The 20,850-nt window shown below is 72.5% G+C and carries 13 protein-coding genes and 1 pseudogene; 7 read left to right on the top strand and 7 right to left on the bottom strand.

Annotated features, from left to right (window positions below; translation table 11 throughout):
- Positions 1 to 5: 5 nt before the first annotated feature.
- Together ABD978_RS04405 and ABD978_RS04400 are read right to left on the bottom strand one after the other, a co-directional pair.
- Positions 6 to 1,070: an ABC-2 transporter permease gene (locus ABD978_RS04405; RefSeq protein WP_345348658.1), complete on the bottom strand. Its 1,065-nt coding sequence runs from the start codon at positions 1,068 to 1,070 to the stop codon at positions 6 to 8.
- Between the two features lie 97 nt (positions 1,071 to 1,167).
- The gene (locus ABD978_RS04400; RefSeq protein WP_345348655.1) at positions 1,168 to 2,019 is read right to left on the bottom strand and encodes a dienelactone hydrolase family protein; all 852 of its coding nucleotides are present in this window, start codon (positions 2,017 to 2,019) and stop codon (positions 1,168 to 1,170) included.
- A 96-nt stretch (positions 2,020 to 2,115) separates the two neighbouring features.
- Here ABD978_RS04400 and ABD978_RS04395 point away from each other — a divergent pair, with 96 nt between their 5' ends.
- A complete protein-coding gene (locus ABD978_RS04395) occupies positions 2,116 to 3,090 on the top strand; it encodes a GlxA family transcriptional regulator (protein ID WP_345348652.1) in 975 nt (324 codons plus the stop codon).
- Positions 3,091 to 3,262: 172 nt separating this feature from the next.
- Here ABD978_RS04395 and ABD978_RS04390 read toward each other — a convergent pair whose 3' ends face one another.
- Entirely contained in the window at positions 3,263 to 4,930 is a 1,668-nt protein-coding gene (locus ABD978_RS04390) for a phosphodiester glycosidase family protein (RefSeq protein WP_345348649.1), read from the bottom strand.
- A 311-nt stretch (positions 4,931 to 5,241) separates the two neighbouring features.
- Between ABD978_RS04390 and ABD978_RS43760 the strand changes: the two are divergent.
- A pseudogene (locus tag ABD978_RS43760) lies at positions 5,242 to 5,649 on the top strand (ATP-grasp domain-containing protein); the annotation flags it as partial.
- Between the two features lie 61 nt (positions 5,650 to 5,710).
- Here ABD978_RS43760 and ABD978_RS04385 read toward each other — a convergent pair.
- Positions 5,711 to 6,142, bottom strand: coding sequence for a hypothetical protein (locus tag ABD978_RS04385; RefSeq protein ID WP_345348646.1), 432 nt, complete (start codon positions 6,140 to 6,142; stop codon positions 5,711 to 5,713).
- A 202-nt stretch (positions 6,143 to 6,344) separates the two neighbouring features.
- On the opposite strand from ABD978_RS04385, the gene ABD978_RS04380 reads away from it, so the two are divergent.
- The 3 genes from ABD978_RS04380 to ABD978_RS04370 all read left to right on the top strand — a co-directional run bounded on the left by ABD978_RS04380 (position 6,345) and on the right by ABD978_RS04370 (position 12,583).
- Positions 6,345 to 7,691: a helix-turn-helix domain-containing protein gene (locus ABD978_RS04380; RefSeq protein ID WP_345348643.1), complete on the top strand. Its 1,347-nt coding sequence runs from the start codon at positions 6,345 to 6,347 to the stop codon at positions 7,689 to 7,691.
- Between the two features lie 224 nt (positions 7,692 to 7,915).
- On the top strand, positions 7,916 to 10,741 hold the full coding sequence (locus ABD978_RS04375) for an FAD-binding and (Fe-S)-binding domain-containing protein (RefSeq protein ID WP_345348640.1): 2,826 nt from the start codon (positions 7,916 to 7,918) through the stop codon (positions 10,739 to 10,741).
- 237 nt (positions 10,742 to 10,978) lie between these two features.
- Positions 10,979 to 12,583, top strand: coding sequence for an FAD-dependent oxidoreductase (locus tag ABD978_RS04370; protein WP_345348637.1), 1,605 nt, complete (start codon positions 10,979 to 10,981; stop codon positions 12,581 to 12,583).
- 45 nt (positions 12,584 to 12,628) lie between these two features.
- On the opposite strand, the gene ABD978_RS04365 is transcribed toward ABD978_RS04370, so the two are convergent.
- Entirely contained in the window at positions 12,629 to 13,738 is a 1,110-nt protein-coding gene (locus tag ABD978_RS04365; RefSeq protein WP_345348634.1) for a sulfite oxidase, read from the bottom strand.
- Between the two features lie 132 nt (positions 13,739 to 13,870).
- Positions 13,871 to 15,499 carry a hypothetical protein gene (locus ABD978_RS04360; protein WP_345348631.1) on the bottom strand — a complete coding sequence of 543 codons (1,629 nt, stop codon included), beginning with the start codon at positions 15,497 to 15,499 and terminating at the stop codon, positions 13,871 to 13,873.
- A gap of 414 nt (positions 15,500 to 15,913) precedes the next feature.
- Here ABD978_RS04360 and ABD978_RS04355 point away from each other — a divergent pair, with 414 nt between their 5' ends.
- Together ABD978_RS04355 and ABD978_RS04350 are read left to right on the top strand one after the other, a co-directional pair.
- Positions 15,914 to 18,310, top strand: a complete 2,397-nt coding sequence (locus ABD978_RS04355) for a DHA2 family efflux MFS transporter permease subunit (protein ID WP_345348628.1) — start codon at positions 15,914 to 15,916, stop codon at positions 18,308 to 18,310.
- Positions 18,307 to 19,134, top strand: a complete 828-nt coding sequence (locus tag ABD978_RS04350) for a YceI family protein (RefSeq protein WP_345348625.1) — start codon at positions 18,307 to 18,309, stop codon at positions 19,132 to 19,134. The genes ABD978_RS04355 and ABD978_RS04350 overlap by 4 nt, the downstream gene beginning before the upstream one ends.
- Before the next feature lie 111 nt (positions 19,135 to 19,245).
- Here ABD978_RS04350 and ABD978_RS04345 read toward each other — a convergent pair whose 3' ends face one another.
- Complete coding sequence (locus ABD978_RS04345) at positions 19,246 to 20,817, bottom strand: phytoene desaturase family protein (RefSeq protein WP_345348622.1); 1,572 nt, start codon at positions 20,815 to 20,817, stop codon at positions 19,246 to 19,248.
- Positions 20,818 to 20,850 lie beyond the last annotated feature (33 nt).

Raw genomic sequence — 20,850 nt, 5'->3', positions numbered from 1 at the left:
GGGCGTCATTCCGCCGCGTGCGCGGGTCTCTTCTCGAGGCGTCCGGGGTGGCGGTGCCGCCAGGTCCAGAAGACGGCGCAGGACACGAGCGACCAGCCCGCGAGGACGAGGAACGGGAACGCGTGCTGGTGGTGGGGGAAGTAGATCGCCGTGTGCTGGGCGTTGACCGACGCGCCGGGCGGAAGCCAGCGGCCGATGGTGCCAAGGGGCGAGGGGAGGAGGGCCCAGGAGACCGCGCCTCCCGAGGACGGGTTGCCGAGCAGGACCATCAGGCTCCACGTGGGCAGCATCGCCCAGCGCCCGAACAAGGTCCTGAACATCGTGAAGACCATGCCGCAGGTGAACATCGTGAACGACAGGATCAGCCAGGACTGGACGAAGGGCAGGCGCAGGGCGTCCAGGAGCCAGGTCACGATCGCCACGATGACGAACCCGCCGAGCAGCGAGTACGCCGCCGTGAAGCCGATCCGCTCGAGCGGCGTCAGCGCCTCCGCGTGCACGCTGAGCTGGACGGCACCGACGAACCCGAGGATCACGGCGGCGATCGAGATGTAGAACACGGCCAGCCCGCGCGGATCGCCGCGCTGTAGCGGCTTGATGTCCCGTACGGTGACGGAGACGTTCGTGGCCCGGCCCACCTCCGGTGTCGTCTGCGCCAGCAGTTGGGCCACCGAGGCCCCCGAGGCCCCGGCCACGTCCACGGTGACCTCCCGGCCGGAGTCGCGGAACTCGAAGATCGCGAAGACCCTCTGGGCGTCCACCGCGTCGACGGCCGCCGCCCGGCTCTCGTACGGGTAGATCTTGACCGAGGCGTTCAGCGCCTTCTCCAGCCCGGTGATGAACGCCTTGGCGGCCGCCGGCCGGTGGTTCCCCACGATCGCCGCCGGGACCGAGTGCGGCGTGGGGTTGGCCATGGAGTAGGTGTACGAGCCCGCGAACAGCCCGGCGGCGGCCGAGATGATGAACATCAGCACGATCGCGGGCAGGAATGGTGACCGTTTGAAAGCCGCCCAGCGTTCCGCGCGGGTGGGCGGCCTGCCGTGCGCGCCGTGGACCGGCGTCTCGGACATGCCACCACGCTAATAAGCCGAGGTCGGCGGGGGTGCCATGGGGGCAGCTCCCCGCAGGGTGGGGGCTTGGTGGCTGTGACCCCTTGGGACAGGCACTTCAGGGGGCTTGGCCGTTGCCCTCGGAGTGTCCGGACGGGCTCAGGCGGTCGGTCAGGAAGGCGAGGATCTCGTCTCTGGCCTTCAGCGTGGGATGGCCGTCCTCGTCGATGAGGTGGGCGGTGACGACGCTGTGGGGGGTCTCGACCACGTCCCGAAAGAACGGGGGCGGGTCGGTGTTGGCGGAGCCGCCCGAAAGGACGCGGCCGTCGAAGGCGTCGCCGAGGAGCGTCTGGTAGGCGGCGAAGCGCTGGCCGGTGCACCAGCGGTCGTCGTCGAAGCGGTAGGCGAGAACCTTCAGTCCATCGCGCGCGACGCGCTCTTGGACCGCGCGCGCGTCCTCGTCGCTGATCTCCAGTCCGGCGGGGTCGTCCAGCGGCAATGACGGGTGGTTGACCACTGGCGCGATGACGGCCGGCTCAAGCGCCATGGTGAGGGCGAAGTTGCCGGTGAAACACAGTCCGATCGCGCCGACTCCCGGACCGCCGCGTTCGGCGTGGGCTTGGCGCGCAAGTCCACGGAGCCACGCCGTGACAGGGCTGGTGCCGCCCCCGGCGAACGCTCGGAACTCGGCGCTGACACACGCACGGCGGACAACCTCCCTGCCACCCTCGGCCGTCGGATAGGCGCCGTCGACCCCGAAGAGCGAGGGGACGTAGACGGCGAAGCCCGCATCCCGCACCCACCGCGCCAGCCGAAGGACGTCAGGGCTGATGCCCGGCATCTCCGGCATCAGCACGACGGCCGGCCCGCAACCCGCGGCGTAGACCGTCTTCACCACCCCGTCCACCTCCACGAGCCGGCGAGAGAAGTCCGTGATCGCGTCGTCAAGGCGTTCGTTCGCAGCGCTCATGGGGACAGCGTGGACCGATGTGCGCGCACCAGGCGATAGGCCAGACCGCCATGCATGGGGGTAATCTCGCCAAGGCATGGTGGCGAGGAGGCGGGCGTGAGCGCACTGCGGGTCGGTGTCCTGGCCTATCCGGGCTGCTTCGCGTCCGAGGTGTTCGGCGTGCCCGATCTGCTGACGATGGCCACGCGCGTGGCCGGCCCGGACCGCGCCGGATACGAGGTGTCGATCGTTTCGCCTCGTCGTCACGTCGCCGCATCGGGCGGTTCGGCGCTGGCCGTCTGTCCGCCGCGCGAGGTCGACGTCCTTGTCGTCCCCGGGTTCGAGCTCGCGCCGGGCGTCGATGTGGACGCCCGGCTCGCCGCCCTCGCCCCTGAAGTCGCCGTGATCCGCTCACACGCGGCCACGGGCAACGTCGTCGTCTCGATCTGTGTCGGTGCGTTCCTGCTCGCCGAGGCCGGACTGCTCAACGGGCGCCAGGCCACCACGGCATGGCTTTTCGCGGGCGAATTGGCCCGGCGCTGCCCGGACGCCGATGTCCGGCCCGAACGTCTGGTCGTCACCGACAAGGGCGTGACGACGACGGCGGCCTTCAGCGCCATGTACGACTTCGCGCTGGAACTGATCCGCGAGCACAGCGGTGCCGGCGTGGCACGGACGACCGCGCGGGTGGCGCTCGTCGACGACGCGCGGTCATCCCAGACTCCCTACGTCGACGCACGACTTCTTCCGCGGCCCGGAAACGAGTTCTCCCGCAGGGTCATGCGCCGGCTCGACCAGAACCTCGCCGCCCGGTACGACCTGGCCGCGTTGTCGGACACGTTCAATGTCAGCACTCGGACGCTGCTGCGGCGCTTCGCGGATGAGACCGGCCAGAGCCCGCTGGAGTACCTGCAGTCGTCGCGGGTCCGTCGCGCCCGCCACCTCCTTGAGACCACGGATCGAACCGTCGCCGGCATTCGCACCGCGGTCGGGTACAAGGACGCCGGAACCTTCGCTGCTCTCTTCGCGAAGCACACCGGACGACGCCCGGGGGACTACCGCGCGACCTTCCGGCGTGGCACCGGCCGATGACGGCCTCCCCCCGGATGACAGGTGGGCGGGCCGGGGGAGCGGCGTCGCCGCCGGGTCGGTGACGGTAGGAGCCGTTCGAACTCGGCGCGGAGACGCGATCCCCCGGCGCGCTTACGGCTGGGGCGTATCTGACGAATCCCGCTCGCTACGAACGGGATTCGTCAGACACGTCCTAGCGGCGCGACGGCAGGACGACGACGGCGTCGCCGACGGGACGCTGGCCGGTGGCGTCCGAAGGCGAGTTGATCATCTGGCCGCCGACGACCATCGTCGACGAGCCGCCGCCGTCGAGGTTCATCGCCTGGACCGCGCCGAGGCTCTTCATCACCTGTCCGGTCTCGGCGATGGACAGGCCCTGGCTGAGGGACGCCTGCCGGCCGTCCGCCTCGGCGAGCAGAAGCCGTCCGCGCCGATCTGTGCCGATCATGGTGCGAGGGTTACGGCGCAGTACCCAGCCGTAGTAGAACGACGGGTCATCCGGGTGAACCAGGCCGTCGGCCTGCGGGGCGATGGCGACCCTGCCGTCGGTGACCAGCTGCGGGCCGCCGTTGACGACCGAGTCGTTCGGCCCGAAGCGCACCGTCCGGCCGCCGGGGCCGGTGATCTGGGTGCGGAGGCGCAGCCGGTGCCCGACGACCGCGTGCTCGCCGAGCCAGGACGCCTCGGTGCCGATCGCCTCGATCACCTGACCGCCGGCGGGCACCGACGTGGTGGTGCGCGGGCCGGCCGACACGACCGTGCCGTGTGCGTCCAGTACGGCCTCGGTGCCGGGCCCGGTCGGGAGCGGCCCGCCGAACTCCGGCGTGAACACCGCCATCTCGTTCGGGTCCGTGCAGGTGACGTCGTGCCGGGGGAGTGACGTCGGGCTGTCTTCCGCGTCGCCGCCGCAGTCGCGGATCACGCCGGGCGTGCGGTTGAGTCCTTCGACCCGGTGGGTACGGCCGTGTTCGTCGACGAGGTCGATGCCGGTCCACAGCTTCTTGAGCTCGACCCGGCGGCCGCCGTCCCGCAGGATCGCCGCCACCCGGCCGTTGGTCGCGTCGTGCAGCAACCGGCCGTGTTCCACGACGATGCCGGCCGTGTCGCCGGGCACCCCGTCGTTCTCGGAGATGACGAAGAACCCGCCGTTCACGGCGGCGAGGGCTCCGGTGTCCTGGGCGATCTGGGTGGTCGTCCGGCGGCCCGCGAGCGTGGCGTCGTGCGACTCGGCGACGCTGCCGCGGAACCGGTGGAAGTCGATGGTCAGGGCGCGGACGACCCAGGGCCCGGTGGTCGAGTCGCCGTCGAAGCCGGTGTAGACCACCGACGGCTTGAAGCGCGCCGCCTTCAGTTGCTTGGCGGCGGCGTTCGCGGCGTCCTGGGTGGCGTACCGGCCGACCCGCACCCGGTAGCCGATCACGCCCGCCTTGACGTCGGCGAACGCGGGCGTGGACACCGGCTGCGCCTGGCCGGTCCAGCCGGCCGCCGAGAGCTGGGCGACGACCGCGTCGGCCGCCGAGTGCGTTCCCAGCACCGCCGTGACGGCGTCCGGGTCGGGTGACGGCGGAACGTCGGAGGAGGTGGGGATGCCGACCTCGATGGTCCAGTAGTCGTCGGGCGACACCCGGCCGCGCGTGATGGTCGTGAGGGTGACGCCCGGGGCCACGTCCTGGGTGGTGCGGGTCTCCGCCAGACCGGCGGGACCGAGCGGCAGCGAACCCGGATTCGTCGCGGAACGGCCGGTCTCCGCGAGTCCGGGGGCCGTGCCGGGCGTGGCCGCACGCGCCGCCGTTCCGGTCGTCGACAACAGCGTGAGGGCCGCGGCACCCGCGAGCCACCCCCGTCGAACTCCGTGTTTCACGACGCCTCCTCGTTACCGGTGGTCCCGGCTGGACGATCACCTGATGTTGATCAATGGCGTCGGCATCCTACGGAACGCTGGATCGCTCCAAAAGACCTTGAAAGTGGCCGAATGTCGAATTCGAGACGCGTGCGGGGAAGATCGGCGGGCCGGCGGATCCGGACCGGTCCCCGCCGACGCGCGAAACCTCGTTGCTCCGGGTGCTCTTCACGCTGAAAAATTCCAGGGTGGGCACACGTCGATCATTTCTGCTGCCGCCGCGTGCGACCACGACGGCCCGGCTCCTGGCGGAGGCCGCTGTGTGGCGGGGTATGGACGTGCGCACGCTGCCCGGACCTCCGATCCCGACCGACCTGAAAGGGCGCGCCCACCTGTACGGCGGCGAACGTTTCGCCGACGCGGTGGCGTCCGCGCTGGACATGGCGCTGTTGGACCCGCCTCTCGATCTGCTGGCGGATCTGCCCGTGTACTTCACCGGCAGGTCTGTCGAGCTGATCACTCTCGGGCAGGCTCGGCGGCAGCGTGGCCCTCGCTTCGTCAAGCCTGCCGCCGGGAAGCTGTTCCCGGCCGGGGTGCGCCCGGACGGCGCCGCTCTGCCGCCGCAGCTTCCGGTCGAGCTTCCCGTGCTGTCCGCCGAACCGGTGACATTTACAGAGGAGCACCGCCTCCACATCCTGGACGGGGAGGTCCGCGCCGCGAGCCGCTACGCGGTCTTCGGGGTTCTGGACAGCGGACGAGCCGGCGGGCCCGTGAGACGGACCCGCCGGCGGGTGTCGGACCTCAGGAGGTCCAGTCGATGTGGACGTCGACGGTGCTGGCGAACTTCCACCAGCCGTTCCCGGTGTGCGTCCACTCCTTCGGGATGCCCGAGTAGGCGCCGTAGTACGTCGTGCCACTCGGGATGTAGATGGCGTCGACGTCCTTGAGCTGCGGAGTGCCGTAGACGCTGTGCGGAGCCGCGTAGGCGATCGAGTCGCACTTGCCCGACGTCTGGTAGGCCTGGTCCGATCCGTTGCCGTTCCAGGCCAGGCAGACCTCCACGTTGTGCGTCGTGTTGTTGTAGACCGTCCCGCAGATGATCCCGAGCCGGCAGCCGCTCATCGGGTGGACGTCGTCCGTGCCGGCCGACGCGGGTCTCGCCGTCGCGGCGAGGACGGCGACGCCGAGAGCTCCGGCGCCGACAACGGAACCGATCTTCGTACCCAGGTGCATGAGACTCCCCGTGTGGTGTCTCGCCGGACGGACCGGCGCATTTCCCCGTTTGTCGCTGTATGCGACGTCAACGAGCGTGCGGTGGCGCCCGCCGCGGCCACAAGGGTTTCCCGTCCCTGACGAATGGTGGGATGAGATGATCTGTCTGACCTGGGGGAAATGGGCGGGGCTGGGACGCGCAGCATGCAGGAAGGAACGCGTCATGGTGGAACTGGCCGCGCGCTTGCACGACCTCAAGGAACGCAGCGGAGCCTCTTACGCCGAACTGGCCCGCCGGTGCGGGATCAGCGCCTCGACCTTGCACCGGTACTGCCGTGGTCAGGTCCTGCCGGACAGCTACGGCATGGTCGAGCGCATCGCGCTGGTGTGCGGAGCGGACCGGGCCGAGCTGGCAGAGCTGTACACGCTCTGGGCACGCGCCGACGCTGAGCGCAGCCGGGCCGGCGACGACGCGCCGGTTCCGGCCGTGGCCGGTCCGCCCGCCGGCGAGGTGGCCGAGGCCGCCGTGGTCTCCGGGCGCACGGCACGTCCGCACGGCCGCAGGCTGTTGTGGCTCACCGCGCTCCTCGGCGTACTGGTGCTGGCGGCGGCCGTCGGGGCGGTCTCCTTACCCGGTGGCCACGTGGCGAAGAGCACGGGATCCCAGCGGGTGTTCGGGCCCGCCTGGTCGCAGTACCCCGCGACCGTGCCCTCGACGTTCTACGGCGTGACCATCAACAGCGACAGCGGTGCCATGCCCGGCTTCCGCGTCGGCGCCGTCCGGCTGTGGGACAGCGAAACCCGCTGGTCCGGCGACGCCACGACGCTGGCGCGGATGACCCAGCGGGCGAGCACGGTGATCCGCCGGGCCGACCCGGACGCCACGGTCGTGTGCCCGTCAATGGGCGACCTGTGGGAACCGGCCTCCCAGCGGTTCCTGCTCGAATTCGCGGCGGCTGACGGCTACCAGGCATGCGACGCCGCCGGGGTGAAGCTTTATCCGCGCCGGGACGGCGACACGCCCGAGAGCCTGATCCGGCTCGGGGCCGTGATCGACCGAACGTTCCACGAAGCAGGTGTGCATCCGCCGCTTTGGAACACCGGGACCGTCTACCGGATTCCAGCGGACCGGCCGCTGGACCAGCGGCGATCGATCGCCTACGCCACGCGCTTCTACCTCATCGGGATGTACCTGCGATACCAGCGCATGTACTTCTACAACTGGGGTGGCACCGCCATCCCGCTGGTTCTCCAGGCCGCCGGAGGCCGGCCGACGGCCGCCGCGCAGGCCGTCGACACGCTGCAGCGGTGGCTGGTCGGGGCCCGGATCGTCGCGTGCGGTCAGGGTCGGCAGGCGGGGCTGCCCACGCGTGTCTGGCAGTGCCGGTTCCTGCCGCCCGCCGGCCGCACGCCCGATCCGATGTTCGTGCGCTGGACGGAGTCAGGGACGGCGACGATGCCTGCCGACGCCGGTACGCGGGTCGTACGCCTCCTCGACGGCACCTCACTCCCCGCCCCGCGCACCCTGCGCGTCACCGAGCAGCCGGTGCTGGTCATGACCGGACGCTGACGCACCGTTCAAGACCTTTCGTGCCGGCGGGTGCGCCCGCCTCGACGACGTGGCGGCGACACGCCGAAACCCCTGTGCGCTCGTGACTTCTCGACCCGGCTCGTCGGAGACCCAGGCTGTTCGCCGACGGACCCGTCGCATCACCGGCCCGTCGGCCGCCATATGCTGGACAATCGGGCCGAATAGGGCCTTTCGGCCCACGCCGGTAGACGACCAACTCCATCTTGGACGAAGACGATATGAGCGTCACCCGCACCCAAGGAACGCCGAGGCTGCCCGCGCCGGATCCCGCCGTCCTGGCGGCGGTCGAGGCCGCGGTACCGGGGATCACCCGTTCGCGTGCGAGTGACCGGCTCGGCATGGCGCACGACGCGTCGCACTATCTGCTGACCCCGCAGGCGGTTCTTGTGCCCCGCAGCGCCGAGCAGGTCGGCGCGCTGATGCGCGCCGGTCTGCCGCTGACGTTCCGGTCCGGCGGCACCAGCCTGAGCGGGCAGGCGGTCACGGACCACCTGCTGGTGGACACCCGGCGGCACTTCCGCGGCATCGAGGTGCTCGACGGCGGCGCTCGCGTCCGGGTACAGCCGGGCGCCGTGCTGCGGCAGGTCAACGCCAGGCTCGCTCCCCACGGCCGCAGGCTGGGGCCCGACCCGGCCAGTGAGGCGGCCTGCACGATCGGCGGCGTCGTCGCCAACAACTCCAGCGGCATGACCTGCGGCACCCACGCCAACACCTACGAGACCCTCGAGTCGATGGTCCTCGTGCTGCCCAGCGGGACCGTCCTCGACACCGGCGCGCCCGACGCCGACGCCCGCCTGCGCGCCCTCGAACCCGACCTGGCGGCGGGCCTGGAACGCCTGCGGGACCGGATCCGCGGCAACCCGGAGTCGGTGCGCCGGATCAAGGCCCAGTTCGCACTGAAGAACACCATGGGCTACGGGCTGAACAGCTTCCTCGACCACGACTCGCCCGCGCAGATCCTCGCGCACCTCGCCATCGGCAGCGAGGGCACCCTCGCCTTCGTCGCCGAGGCGGTCCTGCGCACGGTGCCGGCGCATCGCCTGGCCGCGACCGGGCTGCTCGTCTTCCCCGCCCTGCGGACGGCGATGGCCACGGTGCCCGAGATCGTCGCGGCGCACCCGGCCGCCATCGAACTGCTGGACGCGGAGTCCCTGCTCGTCGCCCAGGAGGATCCCAAGGCCGAGGACGTCCTGCGCACGTTGACCGTGGAGGACCACGCCGCGCTGCTGGTGGAGTGGCAGGAGTCGGATCCCGAGCTCCTCGCCGACCGCGAACGCGCGGCCGAGCGGCTGTTCGCCGCGTTCGACCTGGCCACTCCGGCGCGGCTCAGCGGGGACGCCCGGGGCCGGGCGGCGCTCTGGCACATCCGCAAGGGCCTGTACGCCTCCGTCGCCGGCGCCCGCCCCAGTGGCACGACGGCGCTGCTGGAGGACGTCGCCGTCCCCGTCCCCGCGCTCGCCGACCTCTGCGACGATCTCGCGGAGCTGTTCGCCAAGTACCGCTACGAGCGCAGCGTCGTCTTCGGGCACGCCAAGGACGGCAACCTGCACTTCATGCTGAACGAGCGCTTCGGCACGGACCTGCAGCGCTACGCGGACTTCACCGAGGACATGGTCGACGCCGTCCTCGGCCGCGGCGGCACGCTCAAGGCCGAACACGGCACCGGCCGGGTCATGGCCCCCTTCGTGCGGCGCCAGTACGGCGACGAGCTCTACGCGGTGATGCGGGAGGTCAAGCGGCTGTGCGACCCCGGCGACACGCTGAACCCCGGGGTCGTGCTGACTGACGACCCGCAGGCCCACCTGCGGGACCTCAAGTCCGTCGTCACCGTCGAACCCGAGGTCGACCGGTGCGTCGAGTGCGGCTACTGCGAACCCGTCTGCCCCAGCCGCGACCTCACCACGACGCCGCGCCAGCGCATCGTGCTGCGCCGTGAGCTGGCCGCCGCCCGGGCCGCCGGCGACGAAGACCTGGCCCGGCGGCTGGAGCGGGAGTACGAGTACGACGCCGTCGAGACCTGCGCCGTGGACGGCATGTGCGCCACCGCCTGCCCCGTACTGATCAACACCGGCGACCTCACCAAGCGGCTGCGCGCCCAGAGCCACGGCCGCGTCGCCCAGGCCGGCTGGAAGACCGCCGCCGACCACTGGGGGACGGTGACGCGGGCGATGGAGAGGGCGCTCGACGTCGCGGCCGCGGCACCGCCCGGGGCCGTCGAGGCGGCCGCCCGGGCGGCCCGCAGGATCGGCGGCCCGGACACCGTCCCGGAGTGGAGCCGCGACCTGCCGAGCGGAGGCTCGCCCCGCCGGCCCGCAACCGTGCCGGACGCGGACGCCGTCTACGTGCCCTCCTGCCTGAACACCCTGTTCGCCCCCGCCGAAGGCGGCCCCGGCGTCATGGCCGCGGTGCTGCGCCTCAGTGAACGGGCGGGCCTGCGGCTGCGCGTGCCCGAGAACATCGCGAACCTCTGCTGCGGCACTCCGTGGTCGTCCAAGGGCTTCACCAAGGGGTACGAGGTCATGCGCCGCAAGGTGCGCGAGTCCCTGCTCGCCGCCACAGACGGCGGCCGGATCCCGGTGATCAGCGACGCCGCGTCCTGCACGGAGGGGTTCCGCCGGCTCGCCGCCGCGGCCGGGCCGGCCGTCGAAGTGCTGGACGCGGTGAGCTTCGTGGCGCAGCGCGTCCTGCCCCGGCTGCCCGCGGCCCGGCGCCTGCCCTCGCTGGCCCTGCACCCGACCTGCTCCTCGACCCGGCTCGGCCTTGAGGGGGACATCACCCGCATCGCCGAGGCGGTCGCCGAAGAGGTCGTCGTGCCCGAGGGCTGGCAGTGCTGCGGCTTCGCCGGCGACCGCGGCATGCTCCACCCGGAGCTGACCGCCTCGGCGACCCGCGCGGAGGCGGAGTCGGTCGCCCGCGGCGACTTCGCCGCCCACGCCTCGGTCAACCGGACCTGCGAGATCGGCCTGACCCGCGCGACCGGCGAGACCTACCACCACCTGCTCGAACTCCTCGACCAGGGCACCGCCTGACCGGGCCGTCCCGGCCGCCGGCACGGCTCGGCGCGCTCGATGGTGAGGACCATCCTGATCACCTCGGGTCGGCGACGACGCACCCGCGGTGACGGGCCGGGAATACCCAGGGTGACTCCTGCCGTTGTAAACGTCATCTCTGGATGACATCCCCCCGCCCCGCGTACCGGACGTCCCTTCCTTCCCCTTGGCGTCACCGATCACAGCGGGCGGCCCTTCACAGGAGTTCTTCCCCTCATGGAGATTCACACCGATGCCCTCGTCGTGGGCGGAGGTCTGGGCGGCGTCGCCGCCGCACTCGCACTCGCCAAGGCCGGCTCCTCGGTCGTCCTGACCGAGGAGTACGACTGGCTCGGCGGTCAGCTGACCAGCCAGGCCGTACCCCCGGACGAGCACAGCTGGGTCGAGCGCTTCGGCGTCACGGCCACCTATCGCGCGCTGCGTGACGGGATCCGGAACTACTACCGCGACCACTACCCCTTGACCGGATCGGCCCACGCGTGGGACGAGCTCAACCCCGGCGCCGGCTGGGTCAGCCGGCTCTGCCACGAGCCCCGCGTCGCCGTGGCCGTCATCGAGGCCATGCTCGCCCCCTACCGCGGCTCCGGCCGGCTGCGCGTGCTGCAGCCGTACCGGCCGATCGGGGCGGACACCGAGGGCGACCTCGTCACCGCGGTGACCTTCGCGCACCGCGACACCGGCGCGCGGGCGACCGTGTCCGCCGAGTACGTCCTGGACGCCACCGAGACCGGTGAGCTGCTGCCGCTGACCGGCACGGAGTACGTCACGGGCTTCGAATCGCAGGCGGAAACCGGCGAGCCCAGCGCCCCGGCGGAGGCCCAGCCGCAGAACATGCAGGCCATCTCGGTCTGCTTCGCCATGGACCACGTCCCCGGCGACCACACGATCGAGCGGCCGAAGACCTACGACTACTGGCGCGCGTACCAGCCGGACTTCTGGGGCGACCGCCTGCTGTCGTGGCGGGCGCCGATCCCGCGCACGCTGGAGCCGGTCGAGCGGACCTTCACGCCGAACCCCGAGGGCGATCCGATGGCCGTCCTGGGCGACCAGCAGCGCTTCGGCGGCGACCTGGACCTGTGGTCGTTCCGCCGGATCGCCGCGCGGGGCCTGTTCGAGGACGGCGCCTACGCCAGCGACATCACGCTGGTGAACTGGCCGATGATCGACTACTTCGACGGTTCGATCATCGACGTGCCGGACGCCGACCGGCACGTGGAGGCCGCGCGGGAGCTGTCGCGGTCGGCGCTGTACTGGATGCAGACCGAGGCGCCGCGGCCGGACGGCGGCACCGGATACCCGGGGCTGCGGCTGCGCGGCGACGTCACCGGCGGCGCCGACGGCCTCGCCCAGGCCCCCTACATCCGGGAGTCGCGCCGGATCCGCGCGCTGTACACCGTGCCCGAGCAGGACCTGTCCCTGGCCGTGCGCGGCGACAAGGGCGCGGTCCGGTACGGGGACTCGGTCGGCGTCGGCATGTACCGGATCGACCTGCACCCCTCGACCGGCGGCGACAACTACATCGACGTGGGCTGCTCGCCGTTCGAGATTCCGCTGGGCGCCCTGATCCCCCGGCGGATGCGCAACCTCGTGGCCGCGGCCAAGAACATCGGCACCACGCACATCAGCAACGGCGCGTACCGCCTGCACCCCGTCGAGTGGAATATCGGCGAGGCGGCGGGCACCCTCGCGGCGTTCTGCATGGAGCGGTCCGCGACGCCGTACGCCGTCCGCGAGAAGGCGGACCTGCTGTCCGACTACCAGGAACGGCTCGTCCGGTCCGGGGTGGAGCTGCACTGGCCGGACGGGGTGCACGGCTACTGAGCCGCCATGATCCAGGGGGTGTCCGGTAATGGGGCCGGACGCCCCCTATCGTGCGTCCGGGCCGGGCCCGGTCGTCCTCAGGCGGATGCGGTCCCAGGAGTTGTTGGCGTAGCCCTTCGGATTCCAGACCGCGGCGGGGGTCTCCGGCTGCGTCGCGCCGGTGGAGTCCCAGGCCCGCGCGGTGACGACCGTCTCGCCGGCCGGCAGATCGACGGTGAGGCGCCAGTGCTGCCACGTCCAGGGGCTCGGCGGCGCGTCCAGCTCGGCCTGGGCCCAGGTGCGGCCCCCGTCGAGGGAGACGTCCAGCCGGGCCACGGTCCGGTCCTCGCCGGCGTACGCGTAACCGGTGATCTCCGTCGGCCCCGGCGGCAGCGGCGTGCCGCCGTCGGGCGCCAGGATGGCGCAGTTGACGGCGACCGGGCCGAGTGAGATGCCCGTGCCCGGTGCGGTCCGGTCGGGGTCCGCGTCCGGCGGCAGGACGCGGTAGGCGACGGCCTGGAAGTAGTTGTCCGACGGTTCGGCCTGCGCGGTGACGTGCTCCAGCCACTTGACGCTGCGCGCGCCGATCCACCCGGGGACGATCACCCGCAGCGGGGCGCCGTGCGCCTCGGGCAGGGGCCGGCCGTTCATCCCCCAGGCCAGGAGGACCTCGCCGGAGATCGCCTTGGCCAGCGGGACGGAGCCGCCGAAGGGCTGTGGCGGATCGACGAGCCGCGAGACGTCGGGTGCGGCGAAGGCGACGTGCCGGGCGCCGGACCGCACGCCGGCGGCGGCGAGCACGTCGGCCAGGCGTACGCCGGTCCAGCGGGCGGTGGAGGTGGCGCCGGGTCCCCACGGGTCCTCGCCGGGGATGTCCCGGACCTCGAGCAGGCCCGCCCGGCGGTTGCCCGCGCACTGCACGGTGGCGACGAGCTCACGCTCCTCGAACCGCTCGCGCAGCTCGTTCAGCGACAGTGTCAGGGGCCGGTCCACCAGGCCGTCCACGCGCAGCCGCCAGGCCTCGGCGTCGACGCGGGGGACCGGGCCGTGGTTGCGGCTGTAGAAGCTCTCCGTACCGGTGAGCGTGTGCCGGGCGAGCGCGTGCCGCGGAGGCTCGGCGTTGAACGGCTCGCACCGGTGCACCAGGATGTCGTCCCGCTTCCCCCAGGGCCCCATGTCCGAGCGCTACCCGCGCGGACGGCCTCCACCCCGGCGCCTTCCTTGGGCGGCACCAAGTTCGTGCCCGGAGTTCTTTGCCGAGGCAGAGGCCCGAGTCGGACGGCCACGGATCGGGTACGCGGGCGCGGCTCAGCCGGGGGACATCGACGGGTTGGGCGACTCGGCGAAGGCGCACTCGGGGTGGACGTCGCGGTCGATGATGTTCCCGACGGTGGCGTGGACACGGACCGGGCCGGGCCGGAGCGCCGTCACTTGGAACCAGCCGTCGGCCGTGGTGGTGAGACAGGCCGCGCCGCCGTCGGCGACGCCCCACATGTCGTTGGCGTGGATGCGGACCGTCTCGGTGCCGGCCGTCGGGAAGTCCAGGATGAACGACGAGACCGCCAGCGTGCGCAGCGTGGCCGGGCCCGAGGCCAGCGGAACCCCATCGGCCACCTCCCAGACCTTCCAGTGCGCGTCGTGCCAGACCTCACGCAGGTACGAGGGCGGGTTGGCCAGCAGCGCGGCCTCGGAGAGGCCGCCCCGGTCGAGCGGGACGTCGGGCAGCGCGACCAGGCCGACGGCGTTGGCGTTCAGCCAGGCGCGGTAGCCGTCCGCGGTCAGCGGCCTGTAGAGGGCGGGGGAGTAGCGGAGGTCGAGCTGCCGTTCCCACCCGCGTGCGAGCGGGAACCGCTGGGCGAGGAACACGGTCTCCCAATGTTCGCGGGTGAAGGGGACCTCGAGCCGGCCCGCCGCCGGTTTCCGGGTCGCCAGGAACGACTGCAGCCCGGCGTAGTAGGTGGCGTTGGACGACGGGTCTCCGGCCGAGTTGGCCAGGGCGGTCGCCACGGGCACCAACTGCCAGCTGAGCAGCGGCACGATCAACAGCGCCAGCACCAGTCGGCGGCGGTAGCGGAGCAGCAGGTAGCCGGCCGCCGGCAGCGCGAGCGTGCTGCCCAGCCGGGCGATGTTCGCGCCGACCGGGTTGGGCACGAAGAAGAGCGCCGCGCTGAGGGTGCCGTAGATCACCGCGAAGCGGCGGATCAGCGTGCTGCTCCGGGGCGCGATGGCCAGGGTCAGGATGCTGAACAGCAGCACGCCGAGGAGGTTCACCAGGGGGAAGGGGAACCGGCCGCTGCCGCCGCCGGTGACGAACGAGACGGCCATGCCCAGGGCGGCGGAGCCGAGCGGAGCGACCCGCCGCCAGCCGGCCTGAGGCGCCCAGCTCAGGCCGGCGAGGAGCAGGAACAGCCCCGCGAGCGGGCTGGACAGCGAGCAGCAGGCGGCCATCAGCAGTACCAGCGACGGGAGGCCTTCCAGCGCGGCGAGCAGCGCGGCGAGCCCGAAGGCCAGCCCGAGGGCGAAGGGCAACTGCCCGATGATCAGCTCGCCGACGATGCCGATGGCGAGCGCCAGGCGGAAGAAGATCTGCGCGCTGTCGCGGGGGCCGGGCAGCAGCCTGCAGGCCGCCCAGGTGATGACGGTGCAGGCGAGCAGGCCGGTCATCCGCGCGCCCAGGACCGCGGCGATCGGCGGGAACAGGACGCTGTAGCCGGGCAGGCTGTGTCCGTCGTACCACTGGTTGTTGAACGCCACCAGGCCCGCGTTACGCGCCACCCAGGTGCGGAAGTACTGCGCCGGCAGGTCCGGGCCCCGGAGGTTGAGGGCGATGACGAGAAGGCCGAGTGAAAGGGTCACCATCCACGGGTGGCGCACCGGTACGGCGAGACATCGGCGGGCCCACTCCCAGCGGTGGTCCGGCGCGGGTGCCGTGGCCACACGGTCAGCGGCCCGGCCGGTCGCGTCTAGGCCGCCGCTCGGACGCGGACGCATGGATGTCGTCACTGCTCTCCTTCCCCACCGGGCTCAGCGCACGCCCGCCAACTCCCCCATCCTCCACCACCGACGTCGCAGGTCCTGGCGTCGGCCCTTATCCGGCGCGCCCGATACTGGCGCATCGGGCGCCGCACCACGGCCGGGACTTCGGATGGTCACGTTGTTGACACGGTCCGTCATGCGGCCTTTATCCGTGCTAAGCAGTGATGTACCGTCAGTGTCGGAACAGATACACAATGTGAGATCATCTCGGGGGTGACGAGGGGGTGGCGACTTCACGACGCCTCCCGCCGCCCGGTTCCCTGATCTTCGATCGCCGGCAGGCCCGCCCGACACCGCACTAGGAGACATCTCCTCATGTCGACGACCGCCTCGGTTCTGGTTCCCCGTCGCTGGATCGCACTGATCTTCATCGCTCTCGCCCAGTTGATGGTCGTCCTGGACGCGACCGTCGTGAACATCGCGCTCCCGTCGGCACAGCGGGCGCTGGACATCTCGGATGCGAACCGGCAATGGATCATCACCGCCTACACGCTCGCGTTCGGTGGGCTGCTGCTGTTCGGCGGCCGGGTCGGCGACCTGATCGGCCGCAGGCGCGCCTTCCTCATCGGCCTGATCGGTTTCGCGGGCGCGTCGGCCGTCGGCGGTGCCGCGGTCGACGAGGCGATGCTGCTCGGCGCCCGCGCGCTGCAGGGCGCGTTCGGCGCGCTGCTCGCCCCCTCGGCCTTATCGCTGCTGGCCGTGACGTTCACGGTCGCGAAGGAGCGCGCCAAGGCGTTCGGCATCTACGGCGCGATCGCGGGCGGCGGCGCCGCTATCGGCCTGATCCTCGGCGGCCTGCTCACCGAGTACCTGAACTGGCGCTGGGCGCTGTACGTCAACGTGCCGATCGCCGTCATCGGGCTCGTCGGTGCGCTGGCGTTCGTCCGCGACCCCGCACCGCATGACGGTGCGCGCCTCGACATCCCCGGCGTCGTGCTCGTCACCGGCGGGCTGGTCGCCCTCGTGTACGGCTTCACCCGCGCGGAGTCGGCGGGCTGGGGCGACCACGGCGTCATCGGCCTGCTGGCCGGGGCGGGCGTGCTGCTCGTGGCGTTCGTCGTGGTCGAGGCGCTGACGAGGGTCCCGCTGCTGCCCCTGCGCGTCGTCCTCGACCGCAACCGCGGCGGCGCCTATCTCGCGGTCGGCCTGTCGGTGATCGGCATGTTCGGCCTGTTCCTGTTCATGACCTACTACCTGCAGACCGTCCGGCACTACTCGCCGGTCCGGACCGGCCTGGCGTTCCTGCCGCTCACCGCCGGAATGATCACCGGCTCGACGCAGATCTCCGCCCGGCTGATGAACCGCGTACCGGCGCGCCTGCTGATGGTCCCCGGACTCATCATCGCGGAGTGCGGCATCGCGCTGCTCCTGCGCCTGCGGGCCGACAGCGCCTACGTGGACATGGTGCTGCCCTCGCAACTGCTGCTCGGCCTCGGCCTCGGCACGACGATGATGCCCGCGATGAACCTGGCCACGCTCGGCGTGAACGTGCGGGACGCCGGTATCGCCTCCGCGATGGTCAACACCTCGCAGCAGGTCGGCGGCTCGCTCGGCACCGCCCTGCTGAACACCATCGGCACCACCGCGGCGACGAGCTACATCGCGGCCCACGCCGCCGGCCGCCCGTCGCCCGCACTCGCCGCGGCCGGGCTCGTGCACGGTTTCCAGGTCGCCCTCTGGTGGGTGATGGGCGCCGTCGGCCTGGCCGCGATCATCGTCGCGGCGCTCGTCAACGGCAGGGGCGCGTCGCGCGCCCCGGCGCCCGTCCGATCCGCCGCCGACCTCCCGCGTGAGGAGAGGAGCGCCGAGGCCGAGCCGCCCCGGGAGCTGGCCGCCGTCGGGACGTACGCCGAGGCGCCGCGGGACGACGGCACGCGGGGCGAGTCACGCCTGGTCTACGCCCGGACCGCGTCGGCCGGAGCGTACGACGGGCCCGACGGGGCGCGCGTCGGCGGCCGGGTGCAGGGTGCCGAGGGCGGCCCGGTGTCCGGTGCCGCGCTCACCCTCATCGACCTCGGCGGACGCCAGGTCGACCGGGCCGTGACCGGGCCCGACGGCACGTACGCGCTGCGCGCGCCGGGCGGCGGCCCGTACATGCTGATCACGGCGGCCGACGGGCATCAGCCGCGGGCGGCCACCGTGGTCCTCGGCGACGGTCCCTTGAGTCATGACGTGTCGTTGTCCGGCACCGCGAGCCTCACGGGGGTCGTACGCGCCGCCGCGACGGGCCGGCCGGTCGCCGCGGCGGTCGTCGTCGTGACGGACGCCCACGGCGAGGTGATCGGATCCGCGCAGACCGGCGACGACGGTGCGTTCGTCTTCGACGACCTGGTCGCGGGCACGTGCGTCGTGGCGGTCAGCGCGGGCGGCCACCGGCCGGCGGCGCTGCCCGTGGAGGTCGGCGCGGGCGGCACCACGCGCTGTGAGGTGGAGCTGCCCGCCGGCGTGCGCGTGCGCGGCACCGTGCGCGCCGGCAGCGACGATCTCCTGCTGGCCGACGCGCGGGTCACGCTGGTGGACGCCGCCGGCAACGTCGTCGCCACGGCCACCACCGGCGCCGACGGCGCTTACGCCTTCGAGGACCTCGACCCCGGCTCGTACACCGTGATCGCCACGGGTTACCCACCGGCCGCCATGGCGGTGGTGGCGGGGGAGAACGGCTCGGAGGCGTTCGGCCTGACCTTGCGCCATCCCACCGAGGAGGAGGCATGACGGACGACCGGGGCCTGCGCGCACGGGTCCGGACCACGGACGGCTGGGCGGTGCCGCACGCGGTCGTGACGGTCGCCGACATGACCGGGCACCAGGTCTGCCGCGCCGAGGCGGACCCCGAGGGCGTCGTCCGCACCGAGGCGCTGCCGGCCGGCCGCTACACCGCGATCGTCACGGCCATCGGGTACACGCCGTCGGCCTCGACCGCGCGCGTGGGCTCGGCGGGCACCGCCGAGCTCGGCACGGTCGTGCTGGACCGCCAGACCGGCACCGACCTGCCGCCACCGGGCCCGTGGTCCATCGACCCGGCGCACTCCAGCATCCTGATCAGCGTCCGGCACCTGGGCCTGTCGAGCATCCACGGGAGGTTCGGGGAGTTCGGCGGCCGCATCGACGTCGGCCGGCCCGTCGAACGCTCCCGGGTCGACGCCGAGATCAAGGCCGCCTCCATCGACACCGCCAACTCCCTGCGCGACGAGCACCTGCGGGGCGGCGACTTTCTCGACGTCGAGCGGTTCCCGGTCATCACCTACGCGGGCACGCACGTCGTCCCGGCCGGCGGCGACCGATGGACCGTGCACGGGGAGCTGACGTTGAAGGGCGTACGCCGCCCGGCGGAGCTGGACCTGACCTACCTCGGCACCGGCGCGGACCTGTGGGGCGGCGTCCGCGCCGCGTTCCGCGCCACCGCCGAACTGCGTCGTGAGGACTTCGCGATGACCTACAACCAGATCATGGCGGCCGGGATCGGCGCGATCGGCACGACGCTCCGCGTCGTCCTGGACATCCAGGCGGTGCACGGCACCTCGCCGCCCCCGGTCTGAGGACGGCCCCACGGGACGCGCCCGTCCGGGTCACCGCCGTCCGCGGCGTTCCGCGAGCACCTGCGCGACGGCGTCTCCGGCGGCGGACTCACGGGACACGCGCCGTCCGGATCACCGTCGCCTGCGGCGGTCCGCGAGCACCTGCGCGACGACGTTGCGGCCGGGCACGCCGGTGACGCCGCCGCCCCCGTGCGTGGCCGACCCGGCCTGGTAGAGCCCCCTGATCGGCGTGCGCAGGTCGGCGTAGCCCGCCGCGGGCCGCGCGTGGAACATCTGGCCGGGCGTCAGCTCGCCGTGGAAGATGTTGCCGCCGATCAGGTGGTACTCGTGCTCCATGTCGTACGGCCCGATCACCTGGCGGTGCAGGATCGAGGAGGTGAAGCCCGGCGCGACGGCCTCCATCCGGGCGATCACCCGGTCGGCGTACGCGTCCAGCTCCGCCGTCGGCTGCTCGGCGTGCCAGGTGTGCGGCACCCACTGGGTGAACATCGACACGACGTGGTGGCCCTCGGGCGCCAGGGAGTCGTCGAACACGCTGGGGATGCAGATGTCCGCGAACGGCAGCGCGGCGGCCCGGCCGGCCACGGCGTCCTGGTAGGCCCCCTCGATGTCGTCGAGCGACTCGGCGAGCACGATCGTGCCGCCGTGCGCCTCCGGGTCGAGGCCGGAGACGCCGCGGAACTCCGGCAGCCGGTCCACCGCCAGGTTGATCTTGACGGTGCCGCTGCGGGTCCTCCAGCGCTCGATGTCCGCGACGAAGTCGGCCGGCAGGTCGCGGCGGTCCACGAGCCGCAGGAACGAGATCTTCGGATGCGCCGTCGTGATGACGGTGCCGGCCGTCAGCGCCTCGCCGGACTCCAGCGTCACGCCGGTGGCCCGGCCGGCGCGGACATCGACGCGGGCTACCGGCGCGGACGTGCGGATCTCGGCGCCGAACCCGCGGGCGGCCGCGGCCAGCGCCCGGGTCACGCCGCCCATGCCGCCGCGCGGGAACCCCCACGTCGTTTCACCGACGTGGTGGTGCAGCATGACGTACGCCGTGCCGGCGGACCGGGGGCCCGCCCAGGTGCCGATGACGCCGGACACCGACAGCAGGCCCCGCATCGCGTCCGAGTCGAAGTGGTCCTCGACCAGGTCGGCGATGCTGTCGGTCAGGATCCGGGTCACGTCGACCGCCGAGCGCACGTCGACGCGGCGCAGGGTGCACAGCAGCGCGGCCTGCCGCAGGAGGTCGGCGGGCCGGCGGGAGCCGAGCTTCGGCGGGATCTGGTCCAGCAGCGGGGCGAGGATCCGGCCGAGCTCGCCCATCCACGAGTCCCAGCGTTCGTAGGCCGCGGCGTCCTTGGAGGAGAAGCGCTCGATCTCCGCCCGGCGCCGCGCCGGATCGTCGGGCAGCCGCAGGTGCCCGCCGTCGGCGCGCGGCGCGAAGTACGGACCCTGCGGGTACACGTGGTAGCCGTGCCGGTCGAGCCGCAGGTCGCGGACCAGGGCGGGCGGCAGCAGGCTGACCACGTACGACAGGGAGGTGACCGTGTAGTCCGGGCCGAAGGGACGCTCGCTCACGGCGGCCCCGCCCACGACCTCGCGTGCCTCACAGACGCAGACCCGCAGGCCCGCCTTCGCCAGGTAGGCGGCGGCCACCAGGCCGTTGTGCCCACCGCCGACCACGACGACGTCGTACACGGCGACTCCTCACTGATCCTCGAGCCAGTATCG

Origin of the sequence: Actinoallomurus liliacearum (assembly GCF_039542035.1) — a bacterium.
GTDB lineage: Bacteria > Actinomycetota > Actinomycetes > Streptosporangiales > Streptosporangiaceae > Actinoallomurus > Actinoallomurus liliacearum.
This window is presented reverse-complemented; position numbering and strand designations above follow the sequence as displayed.